This window comes from Nitratireductor kimnyeongensis (assembly GCF_019891395.1).
GTDB lineage: Bacteria > Pseudomonadota > Alphaproteobacteria > Rhizobiales > Rhizobiaceae > Nitratireductor > Nitratireductor kimnyeongensis.
Genome location: NZ_CP078143.1, coordinates 1245740 through 1261632 on the forward strand (window position 1 = coordinate 1245740; position 15893 = coordinate 1261632).

The 15893-nt window shown below is 59.9% G+C and carries 9 protein-coding genes and 1 pseudogene; 2 read left to right on the forward strand and 8 right to left on the reverse strand.

The genetic code is table 11. The features are described 5' to 3' along the window. Positions 1-115 precede the first annotated feature (115 nt). Together KW403_RS05870 and KW403_RS05875 are read left to right on the forward strand one after the other, a co-directional pair. Positions 116-3277 (forward strand): efflux RND transporter permease subunit, encoded by a 3162-nt coding sequence (locus tag KW403_RS05870; RefSeq protein WP_223021797.1) that lies wholly within the window; start codon positions 116-118, stop codon positions 3275-3277. 148 nt (positions 3278-3425) lie between these two features. Then, on the forward strand, positions 3426-3584 hold the full coding sequence (locus KW403_RS05875; protein WP_007010814.1) for a DUF3309 domain-containing protein: 159 nt from the start codon (positions 3426-3428) through the stop codon (positions 3582-3584). 13 nt (positions 3585-3597) lie between these two features. Here KW403_RS05875 and KW403_RS05880 read toward each other — a convergent pair whose 3' ends face one another. From KW403_RS05880 to KW403_RS05915, 8 genes and pseudogenes are all read right to left on the reverse strand, one after another. Then, positions 3598-4776 carry an MFS transporter gene (locus KW403_RS05880; protein ID WP_223021798.1) on the reverse strand — a complete coding sequence of 393 codons (1179 nt, stop codon included), beginning with the start codon at positions 4774-4776 and terminating at the stop codon, positions 3598-3600. Positions 4777-4866: 90 nt separating this feature from the next. Then, the gene (gene pyc / locus KW403_RS05885) at positions 4867-8334 is read right to left on the reverse strand and encodes a pyruvate carboxylase (protein WP_223021799.1); all 3468 of its coding nucleotides are present in this window, start codon (positions 8332-8334) and stop codon (positions 4867-4869) included. Positions 8335-9224: 890 nt separating this feature from the next. Continuing rightward, positions 9225-10325 (reverse strand): branched-chain amino acid ABC transporter substrate-binding protein, encoded by a 1101-nt coding sequence (locus tag KW403_RS05890; RefSeq protein ID WP_223021800.1) that lies wholly within the window; start codon positions 10323-10325, stop codon positions 9225-9227. A gap of 160 nt (positions 10326-10485) precedes the next feature. Beyond that, a complete protein-coding gene (locus KW403_RS05895; RefSeq protein ID WP_223021801.1) occupies positions 10486-10839 on the reverse strand; it encodes a DUF6867 family protein in 354 nt (117 codons plus the stop codon). Beyond that, on the reverse strand, positions 10839-11573 hold the full coding sequence (locus tag KW403_RS05900) for an ABC transporter ATP-binding protein (RefSeq protein ID WP_223021802.1): 735 nt from the start codon (positions 11571-11573) through the stop codon (positions 10839-10841). Before KW403_RS05900 ends, KW403_RS05895 begins: the two co-directional genes overlap by 1 nt. 907 nt (positions 11574-12480) lie before the next feature. Then, positions 12481-13384: pseudogene (locus KW403_RS19485) on the reverse strand (ABC transporter ATP-binding protein); the annotation flags it as partial. A 17-nt stretch (positions 13385-13401) separates the two neighbouring features. Further along, the gene (gene livM, locus KW403_RS05910; RefSeq protein WP_223021804.1) at positions 13402-14793 is read right to left on the reverse strand and encodes a high-affinity branched-chain amino acid ABC transporter permease LivM; all 1392 of its coding nucleotides are present in this window, start codon (positions 14791-14793) and stop codon (positions 13402-13404) included. Next, complete coding sequence (locus tag KW403_RS05915; RefSeq protein WP_223021805.1) at positions 14793-15716, reverse strand: ABC transporter permease subunit; 924 nt, start codon at positions 15714-15716, stop codon at positions 14793-14795. The genes livM and KW403_RS05915 overlap by 1 nt, the downstream gene beginning before the upstream one ends. Positions 15717-15893: the final 177 nt, after the last annotated feature.

The following is a 15893-nucleotide window of genomic DNA, read 5'->3' on the forward strand; positions in this document are numbered from 1 at the left end:
CTGCTTTAGCGCAAAACAGCTCGCTCTCTCGAAGACTGCATACCATTGAAATAAAGCGCCTCCGGTATCAGGAGAAACACTGAAGCGCGCTGACGGCACAAGACAGGACCTGCCCGTGGACATCGTCCGTATAGCAATTCAGAATGCCAGGCTAACCTTATCCATCCTGCTCTTCTTCGTGATCGCCGGATCACTCGCCTATATCAGCATCCCAAAGGAAGCTGAGCCGGATGTACCGATCCCGATCATCTATGTGAGCCTGACCTACCAAGGCATCTCACCGGAGGATTCGGAGCGGCTCTTGCTGCGCCCGATCGAGACCCGGCTCAAAAGCCTGGAAGGCGTCAAGGAGATGCGATCCTCCGCCTATCAGGGCGGTGGTTTCGTTCTTGTCGAATTCCAGGCGGGCTATGACTTCTCCAATGCCATTGAGGATGTGCGCGCCAAGGTGGCCGACGCACGGCGCGAACTGCCACAGGGTGCGGACGAGCCCTCCGTGCATGAAGTCAACATTTCCGAATTTCCGATTCTTGTCGTAACGCTTGCCGGCAATGTGCCCGAGCGCGTTCTTTCCACTGCGGCGCGAGAGCTGCGAGACCGGATTGAAGAAATTCCCGGCGTGCTCGAAGGCACGTTGCAAGGCTCGCGCGACGAACTGGTCGAAATTCTCATCGACTCGATGAAGCTCTCCTCCTACGGGTTGCAGCTCGACCAGATGATCAATGGCGTCAACGCCTCGAACAGTCTGGTTGCAGCCGGTTCGCTGGAAGGCGAGGCCGGACGATATGCAGTCAAGGTGCCGTCGCTGATCGAGACTGTGGAAGATGTGGCCAATCTGCCGATCGTCTCCAGCCCAAGTGCCGTGGTGCGCGCGCGTGATCTGGCGGAGATCCGCTCTACGTTCAAGGATGCTGAGACCATCACCCGCCTGAACGGCAGGAACGCAATCGCCATCGAGGTCAAGAAGCGGGTAGGCGCGAATCTTGTCGACACGGTTGATGCAGTGAAGGTTGCGGCAAGCGAATTCGAGAAGGTTACTGATGGCAACATCACTGTGTCTTACAGTCAGGACAAATCGGTGATGATCCGCGATATGCTCAACGACCTGCAGAACCATGTCCTGATCGCGGTGATACTGGTTTTCATCGTTGTCCTCTACACCCTCTCCGGACGCGCTTCCTTGCTGATCGGCCTCGCCGTTCCCGCGTCCTTTTTGATGGGCATCTATGCTCTTTCGCTCGGTGGCTTCACCGTCAACATGGTGGTTCTGTTCAGCCTCATCCTGGCCGTCGGCATGTTGGTTGATGACGCCATCATCGTAACGGAGTTCGCCGAACGGCGCATGACCGAGGGGATGGACAAGGCGCAGGCCTTCGAACTGGCAGCCAAACGCATGGCCGGCCCTGTTATTGCCGCAACCATGACCCGCATCGCGGCCTTCTCGCCCCTGCTTTTCTGGCCGGGCATTGTCGGCGAATTTATGAAATACCTGCCGATCACGCTGATCGTGACGCTCAGTGCGTCGATGATCTATGCGCTGATATTCACCCCCACGCTCGGCGCGATCTTCGCCAAGGCCCACGTGGAGGAAGAGCAGAAGCCGGACGGGTGGTATATGGGGCTTGTGAAGCAGGCTGTCCGCTTTCCCAAAACCGTTCTTCTGCTCACGGTCGGCCTTCTCGGCGGCATCATCTACTCCTACTCTCAATACGGCGCCGGCGTTGAATTCTTCCCCAATGTGGAGCCGGAATACGGCCTCATGTATGTGCATGCCCGTGGCAATCTCTCGCTCGAAGAGATGGACCGGCTGACAAAGCCAGCCGAGGAAAAGCTGCTCAACTGGCCAGGCATTGAATCCGTCTACACACGCGTCGGCAAGACGCGTGGCGGCGGGCAGGATATCGATGAAGATGTCATCGGCGTCATCCAATACGAGTTTATCGACTGGCGGGAGCGCGAGCCCGCAAGCAAGATCCTTGATGATTTGCGGCGGGAGCTTGCCGGCACCCCTGGTGTCGAAATCGAGGTTCGCGTACCCGAAGGCGGTCCCCCGACTGGCCAGCCGATTCAGGTTCGCCTTTCAGCCGCGGATCCGACAAACCTGAACACCCAGGCGGCGGAGGTCGCGAGGGCGATTGGCAACGTGCCGGGCGTGATCGACATCGCTGACGGCCTCCCGCCACCCGGCATCGACTGGGCGATCAAGGTGGATCGCGCAAAGGCCGCACAATACGGAATCAGCCCGGTGTCTGTCGGCACGGTGGTCCAGCTTGTGACCAACGGGTTGAAGCTGTCAGAATATCGCCCTGCCGGTGTCGACGATGCCGTCGATATCCGCCTCCGTCTTCCGGAAGACCGGCGCACCCTTTCTGCCCTCGATCAACTACGGGTGCAGACATCACAGGGTCCGGTCCCAATCTCCAACTTCGTGTCACGCGAGCCAGAACGTTCGACAGGCATATTGAACCGGATCGACGGACAGCGCACCATCGTCGTCACAGCCAATGTCGCCAGCGGCTATCAGGTCTCGGCCGTCCAGGCCGAAGTCACGCAGACGCTTGGCGACATGGACCTTGGCGCCACACGCTGGAAACTCGCCGGGTCGAATGAGGAAAGCGAGGAAGCGAGCGCCTTCCTGTCGAAAGCATTCGGTGCTGCAATCTTTCTGATTTTCGTGGTGCTTCTTGCCCAGTTCAACAAGTTCACCAGCGTGTTCCTGGTATTGATGACCGTGGTGATGGCCACAATCGGCGTATTCCTCGGATTGCTCATAACCGGGCAGCCCTTCGGCATCGTCATGTCCGGCATTGGTGTCATTGCGCTTGCCGGCGTGGTGGTGAACAACAACATCGTTCTGATCGACACCTATGACCGGTTGCGGCGCGAAGGCTGGAAAAAGCAGGAAGCCATCCTTCAGACCTGCCGCGAGCGCGCGCGCCCGGTGATGTTGACCGCCATTTCCGCCGTGCTTGGTGTGGCGCCAATCGCCTTTGGCCTCGGCCTGGAACTGTTTCATCAGGAAGTGACCATCGGAGCGCCTTCGACCCAATGGTGGATTTCGCTGTCGGGCGCCATTGTGTATGGCCTAACCTTTGCAACGGCTCTGACACTGATCGTCACGCCATCTGCGCTGATGGTGTTCACACGCGAAACCCTGCCGGCGGGTCAGAAGCGACGCGGTCTGTTTGCTCGACTGTTCCGGCGCGGTGAACAGAACAATGGATCCGTGAAGACATCCGACGTTCCGGAAGACCCCTTCCCCAACCCAGCCGAGTGACAGCCCAGCCATTTCAAGATCACCAGCTGTTTCAACATCAGGGGTCGGCACGCCTCAGACGGCGTGCCGGCTCCTTTGCTTTTTGAGGGAACCCGAGCGCACCTGACACGTTGAAATGCAAGGCTTTCAACACAGCGAGGAGAACGCGATGTCGCTCGGCACAATCCTCATCATCATTCTGATTTTGATTCTACTTGGCGCCATCCCCGCTTGGCCGCATTCGCGCGGATGGGGATACGGGCCATCAGGCATCCTGGGGCTGATCCTTGTTATTGTCCTGATATTGATGCTGATGGGCAACATTTAGCACCCGGTAAAGATCAGGCTCCACCGGCGGGCTGCACGGCAATCGTGTCAGCGGACCTGACAAGATTGGCCAGCATCAGAACGCTGGCAAGCAGCAGGGAAAAAGCCAGGAAGATCGGCACGAATCCGGTGCGCTCCGCGATGAAGCCCACCAATGAGGGGGCAACAAGCATTCCGGAATAGCCGATGGTGGTGGCCACGCTCATGCCTGCCCCCGGTGAAAGTCCCGGTTGGTTGCCCGCAGCGGAAAAGACAATCGGTACCATGTTGGCAATCCCCATCCCGCTGAGGGCGAAGGCGATCGTTGCCAGCATGGGTGATGGTGCAAGCCCTGCACCAAGCATACCAATCGTCGCCACTATGCCTGAATAGCGTAACGTGCGCACTGCACCGAAGCGATTGCGCAGCCGGTCGCCGGCAAAACGCATGATCGCCATGGAGCCGGAAAATGCGGTGAAGGCGAGGCTCGCCTCGGCGATACCTGCGCCCATTTCCTGTCGCAGGTAGAGCGCGGCCCAATCGAGAATCGCGCCTTCCGGCAACATGCAGAAAAGCGCGACGAGACCTGTCACATACACCATCGGATTGCGCGGCATTCCCTTATGCCCATGGCCATCCTCCCCGCCCACGGAGCGGGTTTCGACTATGAGGAATGGCAGCGTGATGACCACAAGTACGAAGGCAAATGCCACCACCATTCCGGCATGTGCCATATAGCCATAACGCTCGATCAACAGGCCGCCGGCCCCGGCACCGACAAACCCGCCCAGACTCCAAAACCCATGTGAGGAAGACATCACCGCACGCCCAAGCGAACGCTCCACGGCCACAGCGTTGGCATTCATGGAGATGTCCATGGCACCCAAGAATGCGCCAAAAAAGATAAGTGCAGCAACCATCTGCCAGATCATCGTTGCTCCAACGAGACCGCCAAAGGACAACGCGCACACAACAGCGGCGATGCGCAGGACAATGCGGGAGCCAAACCGGCCAATCAGATAGCCGCAGAGCGGCATAACCGCCACAGCACCACAGCCGAAAACGAGAATGAGCAAACCGAGTGCTGATTCACTCAGCTCAAATCTTGAGACGACAACCGGGATCTGCGGTGCCCAGCTACCAACCATGAAACCATTGACGAAGAAGCAGGCCGCTACGGCCCAGCGCCCGATGGACGCATTGCGGGAAGACATGACAGGCTCCACAAGAAGACGGCGCGAGCTGGGAAACCCCGGCCCGCGCCGCATCTAAATCGGTTTAATCGTGCTCGTCAATCCATGGCATCAGTCGCCATTTTCGAACACGATGAGGAGATCCTTGGCATCGATCTGATCGCCCGCGCCCACGAGAACTTCGGCGATCGTACCGTCGCGCTCCGCATGAAGCGCGGTTTCCATCTTCATCGCCTCGATGGACAGAAGCACATCGCCAGACTGGACGGTCTGCCCCGGCTTGACGGCGAGCGTTGAGACGACCCCAGGCATCGGCGCACCCACATGTGCCTCGTTTCCGGCCTCCGCCTTGCGACGCGCGGCCGATGCCGAGGCACCATGCACCCGATCAGGAACCTTGACGCGGCGTGGCTGGCCATTGAGTTCGAAGAAGACCGTGACCATTCCCTTTTCGTCAACGTCGCCAACGGCAAGGCAGCGAATGACGAGCGTCTTGCCGCGCTCGATCTCGACGAAAATCTCATCCTCCGGCTCCATGCCGTAGAAATAGACGGGCGTCGGCAACACACTGACTGGACCGTAGCTTTCCGATGCGGCGGCGAAGTCGGTAAAGACTTTCGGATACATCAACCAGGACGAAAACTCGTACTCGCTGACCTTGCGGCCAAGCTTCTCTTCAAGCGCCTTGCGGTCCGCATCGAGATCGGCAGGTTCAAGCAATGAGCCGGGGCGCACGTTGATCGGCTTGTCCCCTTTCAGAACCTTCTTCTGCAGCGCAACCGGCCAACCTGCCGGAGGCTGACCAAGGTCTCCATGCAACATGGAAACGACCGAATCCGGGAAGGCGATATCCTTTTCCGGGTTCTCGACATCCGCCACGGTCAGATCCTGCGAGACCATCATCAGCGCCATATCGCCGACCACCTTGGAGGATGGCGTGACCTTGACGATGTCGCCGAACATCATGTTGACGTCATGATAGGCACGGGCCACCTCATGCCAGCGGGTCTCAAGCCCAAGCGAGCGGGCCTGCTCCTTCAGATTGGTGAACTGGCCGCCAGGCATTTCATGCAGGTAGACTTCGGATGCCGGCCCCTTCAGGTCGCTTTCGAAGGCGGCATACTGATTGCGCACGGCCTCCCAATAGAAGGAGATGCGGCGCACCCACTCCCGGTCGAGCCCAGTGTCGCGAGGGTCGCCCTTCAGGGCTTCGACGATGGAGCCGAGACAGGGCTGCGATGTGTTGCCGGAGAGCGCATCCATTGCCGCGTCGACGGCGTCGACCCCGCTTTCCACCGCTGCGAGCACCGTGGCTGCGGAAATGCCGGAAGTGTCATGCGTGTGGAAATGCAACGGCAGATCCGTCGCCTCACGCAGCGCCTTGAACAATGCGCGCGCCGCGCCGGGCTTCAAAAGACCTGCCATGTCCTTGATGGCGATGATGTTGGTACCCGCCGCCTCAAGCTCGCCGGCAAGGCCGACATAGTATTTCAAGTCGTACTTTGAACGATCCGGATCGAGAAGGTCGCCCGTGTAGCAGATGGTCGCCTCACAAAGCTTGCCTTCCGAACGCACGGCGTCCATCGCCACGCGCATGTTTTCAACCCAATTGAGGCAGTCGAAGACGCGGAAGAGATCGATGCCGCCCGCAGCCGCCTGCTTGACGAAATGCTGCACGACATTGTCGGGATAATTGGTGTAGCCCACACCATTGGCACCACGCAGCAGCATCTGTAGAAGCAGGTTCGGCGCGCCCTCGCGAATGCGCGAAAGTCGCTCCCACGGATCTTCCGTCAGGAAGCGCATGGCGACATCGAAGGTCGCTCCACCCCAGCACTCCAGCGACAGAAGCTCGGGCAACGCGCGGGCGTAAACGCCGGCAATGCGCGCCATATCGAATGTGCGCATGCGTGTCGCGAGCAGCGACTGGTGCGCGTCGCGCATGGTGGTGTCGGTGACCAGCACACGCTCCTGATCGCGCATCCATTTGGAGAAGCCCTCGGCCCCGAGCTTGTCGAACGTCTGCTTGCTTCCATCCGGCACCGGCATGTCGACATAGGGAACATGCGGCGCCGCAGCCTCGGCATTGGGCAAAGCGCGGCCGCGTGCTTCCGGGTGACCATTGACGGTAACGTCCGCCAGATAGTTGAGAAGCTTCGTCGCGCGGTCGCGCCGCTTGACCTGGCTGAAGAGTTCCGGCGTCTCATCAATGAAGCGGGTCGTATAGGAGGCGTTGCGGAAATTCGGATGGCTGATGATCGCTTCAAGGAATGTCAGGTTGGTCGCCACACCGCGAATGCGGAACTCGCGCAGGGCGCGATCCATGCGGGCGATCGCCTCTTCAGGCGTCGGCGCCCATGCGGTGACTTTCTCCAGCAGCGGATCGTAAAACCGGGTAATGACCGCACCTGAATAGGCCGTGCCGCCGTCCAGACGGATGCCGAAACCGGTGGCGCCCCGGTAGGCGGTGATGCGGCCGTAATCGGGGATGAAGTTCTGCTCGGGATCCTCGGTCGTGATACGGCACTGGAGCGCGTCACCATTCAAACGGATGTCGGCCTGTGCCGGCACGCCTGAGGCTGCGTCGCCGATCTTCGCCCCTTCGAGAATGTGAATCTGCGCCTTGACGATATCGACGCCGGTCACCTCCTCGGTGACCGTGTGCTCCACCTGGATACGTGGATTGACCTCGATGAAGTAAAAAGCGCCCGTGTCGGCATCCATAAGGAATTCGACCGTGCCTGCACCAATATAGTTTGTCGCTTCGGCGATCTTCAGCGCGTAACCGCAAAGTTCGGCACGCTTCTCATCGTTGAGATAGGGAGCAGGTGCACGCTCCACGACCTTCTGATTGCGGCGCTGGATGGAGCAATCCCGCTCAAACAGATGGACGGCATTGCCATGCGTGTCGCCCAACACCTGCACTTCCACATGGCGCGCACGCTCGACCAGCTTTTCAAGATAGACTTCGTCCTTACCGAAGGCGGCCTTGGCCTCGCGTTTGGCCTCAACAACCTCGTGCTCCAGATCCTCGCGGCCGCGGATAACGCGCATGCCGCGTCCGCCACCGCCCCAGGAGGCCTTGAGCATGACCGGGAAACCGACCTCCTCAGCCATCTCGGCAACCTTGCTCATGTCATCAGGCAGTGGCTCCGTGGCCGGAACAACGGGGACGCCGACTTCGATGGCAAGGTTGCGCGCCGCAACCTTGTTGCCAAGGCGACGCATGGTCTCGGGTTTTGGGCCGATGAAGATAATGTCGTTCTGCGCACAGGCTTCGGCGAACTCCGGGCTCTCGGACAGGAGGCCATAGCCCGGATGAATGGCATCGGCCCCTGACAGTTTGGCGACACGGATGACCTCGTCAATCGACAGATAGCTTTCAATGGGACCAAGATCGCGCTCGAGATGCGGTCCGCGCCCCACCTGATAGGATTCATCCGCTTTGAACCGGTGCAGCGAATATTTGTCCTCCTCGGCCCAGATGGCTACCGTTCGGATGTCGAGTTCATTGGCTGCGCGGAAAACGCGGATGGCGATTTCGGAACGGTTTGCGACGAGGATCTTCTTAATCTGCACTGGCAAAAACTCCGGGAAAGAAGGTTTGTCTGGGATTGCCCGGCGCGAAAATCCCCTCCGCGCCAAAACGACGCGGTATGATTAGCGTGGACTATGCTGCGGTGCAAACTTTCTTGAAGCGAGGGAAGACTCCCGAGTTGGGAAACAGCAGCGTTCAGCTCTGCCCGTTCCCGCCCTTCTTGCTCCGGTTCCATGGACGGCTCCACCCTCTTGATCCCGGCCGAGCAGAGAGACGGGGCGTTTGACGTCGCGGTGCAATCGGCAGGCTCCATCGTTGCCGCGCGGGGGGAGCCGCCGGGGTTTGCCATCAGTTCGGGAAACGGGGCGCGTTTTTCGTGCCTCTCTGTTGGGAATTGAAGTGGCGCGAAAAGCGCGCCCCGCCGGCCGCTGTCCCGACTGCCGACCGGTCACTCGGGCGATCTGCGCCCTAGCGGCTTTTCCGCAACCGACATGATGCCGGCCGCCGGCCTTTTGCGGGCCCTCACAGGCCTCGGGTCACCGAACCCGAGGGGGAGGCTGCCGTCGCCCCTCCTGATCCCCGGCTCCGGACCCGGTTCCCGACAGGGGCGATGGGGAAGTCTAGCGGCGGTTTTGGGGGTGGGGAGAAATGAGCGAATAGGGATCAGCGAACAGCGAGCAGGGATCGCGCTTCAACTGCGTCATCGTCCCATGGCTTGACCATGGGATCCATGCCGTGGCGCTGGTGACGGGGTACGGCCGAGAAAAATCGCGTTTCGCCTTGAAGGGCTCCGGTTTATCCCCGGCACTACGGCATGGATCCCCGGGTCAAGCCCGAAGATGACGAAGAGAGCGGCGTGGCAGGCCCTTCACCAAAAGAAAGCGGCCCGGCATCTCTGCCGGGCCGCCAGACCTCACATCAGGCCAATGGTCTACTGCACGAGATAATCGTACTTGCCGTCTTTCCACTCGTAGAAGACATAGCCGGGCAGCGTTACATCGCCCTTGTCGTCGAAGGATAGGTCGCCGAGAACGGTCGAGAAATTGCCGTCGTTGAGCGCGGCCACAACCGGATCGTAATCCGTGGAACCGGCTGCCTCGACGGCATCCTTCCATGCCTGGATGGCCGCATAGGTGTAGAGCGCATAACCTTCAGCGGTCTTGCCGGCAGCAAGCAGCTTGTCGACGACCGGCTTTGCGATCTCGTTCTTGCGCGGATCGGGAGAGAAGGTCATCAGCGTGCCTTCACCTGCCTCACCGGTGATGGCCCAGTACTCGTCGGTAACAAGAGCGTCACCGGAGACGAGCACCGTGTCCATGCCCTGCTCGCGCATCTGGCGCGCCATGAGGCCGGCTTCCGTGTGATAGCCACCAACATAAAGAACGCCAACGCCTTCCTGCTTCAGCTTGGAAACGAGTGCGGTGTAGTCCTTCTCGCCAGCGGTGTAGGCTTCGTAGAGAGCCGGCGTTCCGCCAGCGGCCTCGTATGCAGCCATGGTCGCATCGGCAAGGCCCTTGCCATAGGCGGTCTTGTCGTGAACGAAAGCGACTTTCTTGTCGGCGAAGTTGTCGACAAGGAACTTGCCTGCAACATCACCCTGCTGGTCGTCACGACCGCAGACACGGAAGACGCCGGGGCCGGGGCGGTTGTCGGTGAATGCCGGGTTGGTGGAGGCCGGCGAAATCTGGACGATGCCTTCCTCGGCATAGACCGACGAAGCCGGGATGGACGAACCGGAGCAGAAATGGCCCGCAACGAACGCGACGCCGGACCCTGCAAACTGGTTGGCGACAGCCACAGCCTGCTTGGGATCGCAGGCGTCATCGCCCACTTCAAGCTTCAGCATTTCGCCATTGACGCCACCGGCTTCGTTGATGTCGGCCACTGCCTGCTCGGCACCGGCTTTCATCTGCTCGCCAAATGAAGCGTATTGCCCCGTCATGGGGCCAGCAACTGCAATCGTGATGTCCGCCCATGCGGAACCCGTCATCATCAGGCTGAGTGCTGCGCCAGCCATAAGTGCCTTTTTCATGACTTCTCCCTTAAAAAACACCAGAAGTTCCCTTGGCTTTCCGGAAATGGTGTTTGGCTTTCCGGTTTGGCCTGTGCGGACCCCGCCGGCCCGCTTAATCGACATGAAACCTCAATTCAAAAGAGAAATAAAGGCTTCACACCGGTTAATCATGAATCGGTCAGTTCGAACGCTCCCAGCCAAGAGGTCCACTGCGCCGATACTGAAAGCTATACTGCGTTGCCATCTGTCCGGCACGGGTGATCCGCTTGCCGACAAAGGCGATGATCAGCAAAACGATCAGGTCAACAATGTAGTAGTGGAGCGAGAGCAACGTGCCGCTGAACAGCGCAAAATGGATGAAGCGCGTGGCAGCAGTCAGAAGCACGATATAGAAGGCGAGATGCGCATCGCCCTGCCACGTGCGCGCCATGGCCCGCCCCGTGAGATAGGCCGCACTGCCCGCCAGGAGCACCGTGACAAAAAGGAACTCCCAGAAAGTGACTTCCCAGATCAGTCCGTTTGCGTGTTCCATCAGTGCCTCCCGCCTTCCAGATATGCCGCGCGTACTTCTTCCTTCTTGAGGAGTTCCGCGCCGGTGCCGCTCATGGTCACATTGCCGTTGACCATGACATAGCCCCGATGGGCGAGCTTCAGCGCATGGAAGGCGTTTTGCTCGACCAGAAAGACCGTCAGCCCTTCCTTTTCGTTCAGCTCACGAATGGCATCGAAGATCTGCTTCACAATCAGCGGAGCAAGACCAAGCGACGGCTCATCGAGAAGCAGTAGCTTGGGCCGGCTCATGAGCGCGCGCGCAATGGCCAACATCTGCTGCTCGCCACCAGAAAGCGTCCCGCCCCGCTGGCCGATGCGCTCCTTGAGACGGGGGAACAGCTTGAAAACCTTGGCAAGGTCTTCGTCGAAATGCTCGGGATCGACCAGAGCCGCGCCCATCTGCAGGTTTTCCATCACCGTCATACGCGGAAAGATGCGACGCCCTTCCGGCGATTGCGCGATCCCAAGGCTGACAATGTCATGCGTCGGCATGTTTGTGATGTCCACGCCATCATAGACGATCTGGCCGTTGCGGGCCCGCGGATCGCCGCAAATGGTCATCATCAGCGTCGACTTGCCGGCACCATTGGCGCCGATCATGGTGACGATCTCACCGCGATGAACATCCATGTCGACGCCCCGCAAGGCGACGATATTGCCATAATAGGTCTCGACGCCACGCACCGAGAGCAAGGGTTCGTTCTGAGAGCTCATGCCTTGCCTCCCTTAGCGGTGGTCTTCTTCTTGGGCTGAGCGCCCCGCTTGCCGGGCACGCTTGTCGCGACCTGGCCCTTGTCGACGCGCTTGGAGAACTCGGTCTCACCACCCTTTGCGAGAACCTTGGCCTGCTTGACCCACTCCTCCCGCTCGATACGGCCGGGGAAGGCGAGATAGGAACCAACCCATTGCACCTCTGCCTTCTTCCACGCGGCTATCTGGTCGAAATGCCAGATGCCGAGCGCGTTCAGCTTTTTCTCATTGGCCGGCCCGATGCCCTTCACGCGGGTGAGATTGTTCGCGCCACCTTCACGCGGCTTCCTGGTGCCGTGCGGCTGGCTGCCCGGATAATCGCCGGCATTGGCGATCCTGACCTCGCTGGCGGCGGGTGCGGCCTTGGCCGCTGCTGCGGCTTTCGGTTTCGCGGCGGTTTTGGGCTTTGCCGCTGCTTTGGACTTTGCAGCGGCCTGGCCCGATGCCGGTTTGGTGGCGGTTTTTCGGCCGGCAGAAGCGCTGCCTGCAGGGGGGGTATCCCCCACGAAAGCAGAGGCGGAGGTTGCGCCGTTCGAGGACTTGGACGCCTTTGCAGGCGGCGTGGATGCTTTCGGTGCAGCAGCCTTCCTGGAAGGCTTAGCAGCGACCGAAGCCGCCCCACTGACCGACGCCTTTGAGGTGGCCTTTCTTGTGGGGGCCGCCCCGGTGCCCCCCGCTTTCCCGGCGGCAGATTTGCTGCCAGAAGCTTTGGTTGCCGTGGCCTTCGTCGATGAGCTCTTCCTGGTGGTGCCTTTGGAAGCAGCATCCTTGGCGGGTGCCCCTGCAGATGAAGTGCCTGTTTTCGTCGTCTTTTTCTTCGAGCCGGCTGAGGATGCCTTTTCAAGGTCCTCCCGCACTTCCGGCATATCGATTTCATCCTCGTCATCGACACCCAGATAGGCGGCAATGACCTTCGGATCGTTCTTGACGAACTCGGCCGGACCGTCAGAGATCTTCACGCCGTAATCGAGCACGATCACATGGTCGGAGATTTCCATCACCACGCCCATGTCGTGTTCGATCAAGAGAACCGAGACCTTGTGCTCGTCGCGGATGTATTTCAGCAGCTCGTTGAGCTCGGCGGATTCACGCGGGTTGAGGCCCGCCGCAGGCTCGTCCAGGCAAAGAAGCTGCGGCTTAGTGCACATGGCGCGTGCGATCTCCAGACGGCGCTGCGCGCCATAGGGAAGGTCGGCCGCCGGATCATCCGCACGATCGATGAGATTTGTATGCTCGAGCCAGTACACCGCCCTGTCGACGGCCTCCTGCTGCGCCTTCTTGTAGCTCGGCAGCCCCAGAATGCCGCCGATGGAGAAACCGGAGGCCACCATCAACGGGTTGTGCTGGGCGACCAACAGGTTTTCCAGAACGGTCATGCCGCCGAACAGGCGGATGTTCTGGAATGTGCGTGCCACCCTGGCCTTGTGCGAGATCTCGTGATCGGGCATGCGCTCGAGCAGGTATACGGCGCCGTTTCCGGTGGTCTTCCAGCGCTGGCCGCTATCGGTCAGCGTTTCCACGTCCTCCTGCTGCCGGCCCGGCCCGTGCCGCATCACGATGCGGCCCTCGGTCGGTTTGTAGAAGCCGGTGACGCAGTTGAAGACCGTGGTCTTGCCCGCGCCGTTGGGTCCGATCAGGGCGGTGATGTCGCCCCGACCGACATTGAAGGACAAGTCTCCGACGGCCACGAGGCCGCCGAAACGCATGGTCAGATGCTCGACGCTGAGAACCGGATCCCGATCCCAGTTTGGCGTCGACTTATCAGAGTTTTTCATAGTCGTTGCCGCGTCCATCAGTGTCCCTCACCCTGAGCCACCATATCGGCGCCGATACGTTTCTTTTCCTTCAGAACCACGGAGGGTTCGCGGGTCGAGATCAGACCGCGCGGCTTCCACACCATGATAAGCACCATGGCAAGGCCGAAGATCAGCATGCGATACTGCACCGGATCGAAACCGGAGCCGAAGACCTGCTGAAGGAAGCCGAGATTGCGCAGCATCTCGATACCGCCGATCATCACGATCGATGCAATCACCACACCCACCTGCGAGCCGAGACCACCCAGAACCACGATGGCGAGGATGATCGCCGATTCCAGGAAGGTGAAGCTCTCGGGCGAAATGAAGCCCTGCCGTGTGGCAAAGAACGAGCCCGCAAACCCGCCGAACATGGCGCCTATGGAAAAGGCCGTGAGCTTTGTGTTGCGCGTGTTGATGCCGAGCGAGCGGCACGCAATCTCATCCTCGCGCAGTGCCTCCCAGGCGCGCCCGATGGGCAGGCGGCGCAGACGCATGGTCACGAAGTTGGTGATCAGCGCCAGAACGAAGATGATGTAGTAGAGGAAAATGAAGCGCTGGATCGGATCGTAGGCAATGCCGAAGAAATCGGCAAAACCGCCCTCGCCCCGCTTGAGTTCCAGGCCGAAGAATGTCGGTTTCGGAATGCCCGAAATGCCATCTGGGCCATTCGTGAACTCATACCAGTTCAGCAGAACGACGCGGATGATTTCGCCGAAAGCCAACGTCACGATCGCGAGATAATCGCCGCGCAATCTGAGCACCGGAAAGCCGAGCACGATGCCCCAGCAGGCCGCCAAAATGCCAGCGAGCGGCAGGGCGAACCAGAAGCCGATGTCGAGATATTGCGCGAGCAGCGCGAAAGAATAGGCACCGACCGCGTAGAAGGCCACGTAACCAAGATCAAGCAGACCGGCGAGGCCAACCACGATATTCAACCCCCAGCCGAGCATGATGTAGGTCATGATCAGGATGGCCAGATCGATGAACTGGCGATCCTTGCCCGGGAAGAAGGTGGTGAAGAAGAAGGGCAGAATGAGTGCGAAGGCGAAGAGCGCCCGCATGAGCCATTTGCCCGTTCCGGCAAACCGCGAACCGCTGGGCATGGCACCGGCAATCTTCCGCGTGACCGGACTGTCCGTCCGCAGCACGAAGAGATTGAGCAGCAGCCGGCCCGCGAAGACAACGAGGATCGAGATGATCCAGGCCCCCCAGCGCATCTTGAGATCGAGACCGCCGGGAGCGATGTCAGTGCGTATGCCGATGAAGAAGAAGCCGAGCACCGCGACAAGGAAACCTGCCATGGCGGCATCCTTGAGCGAAGCGGCAAAGGAATTGGGGTCGTTCTGCTGTGCACCGACCGTCTTGTTCGAACCGTTCACTGCCATCAGACCTTCTCCACTTCAGGCTGCCCGAGAAGACCGGAAGGCAGGAAGATCAGCACGATTGCCAGGATCGAGAACGCCGCAACGTCCTTGTATTCGACCGAGAAATAGCCCGACCAGAACACCTCAATGAGACCGATCAGAAGACCGCCCAGCATGGCGCCGGGAAGCGAACCGATGCCACCGAGAACCGCCGCGGTGAAGGCCTTAACGCCCGCCAGGAACCCGATGTAAAAGTCGATCACGCCGTAGAGCAGCACGAACATCAGGCCCGCCACGGCGGCAAGTGCCGCGCCCATGACGAAGGTCAGGGAAATGGTCCGATCGACATTGATACCGAGAAGCGCAGCCATCTTGCGGTCCTGCTCACAGGCGCGCTGGGCTCGACCGAGCGGCGTACGCGTGATGAGAAGCGTGAAGCCTGCCATCAGTGCAATGGTCGTCAGGATGATGATGATCTGCATATAGGAAAGCTGAACCGAAATGCCGGTCGCACTTCCTTCCATCAGCGTTATGCCGCCCTGGATCTGCGGCGGCAGCGGCTTGACGCGCGCGCCCTGCGTGATCTGCACGAAGTTCTGCAGAACGATCGACATGCCGATTGCGGTGATCAATGGAGCCAGACGGAACGAACCGCGAAGGGGTCTGTATGCAAGCCGCTCGACGGTCCACCCCCAGGCAGACGTGAAGATCATGGCCACGATGAGCACGATGAGCAACACCACAGGCAGAAACACAAAACCGAACACGGTCGTCAGGATCAGGAACATCGCCAGAGCGATGAACGCGCCAATCATGAAGACATCGCCATGCGCGAAATTGATCATTCCGATGATGCCATAGACCATGGTGTAGCCAATGGCGATCAGCCCATAGATGGAACCCAGCGTCAGCCCGTTGATAAGCTGCTGGACGAAATATTCCATGTGATATGCAACTCCCCTGAAATGTCGCCTTTCAGACGCATTTCTTATTCTTTCCCCTTGATAGTCGTAGAGGAATGACGCCCGATTGCAACGGCAAATTTCCCACGACCGGCTCCAAACCGAAGGCCGGTTTTTCCGGCTCTTGTTGACGCGGGAAGCTAGCACCGGACCAATGCA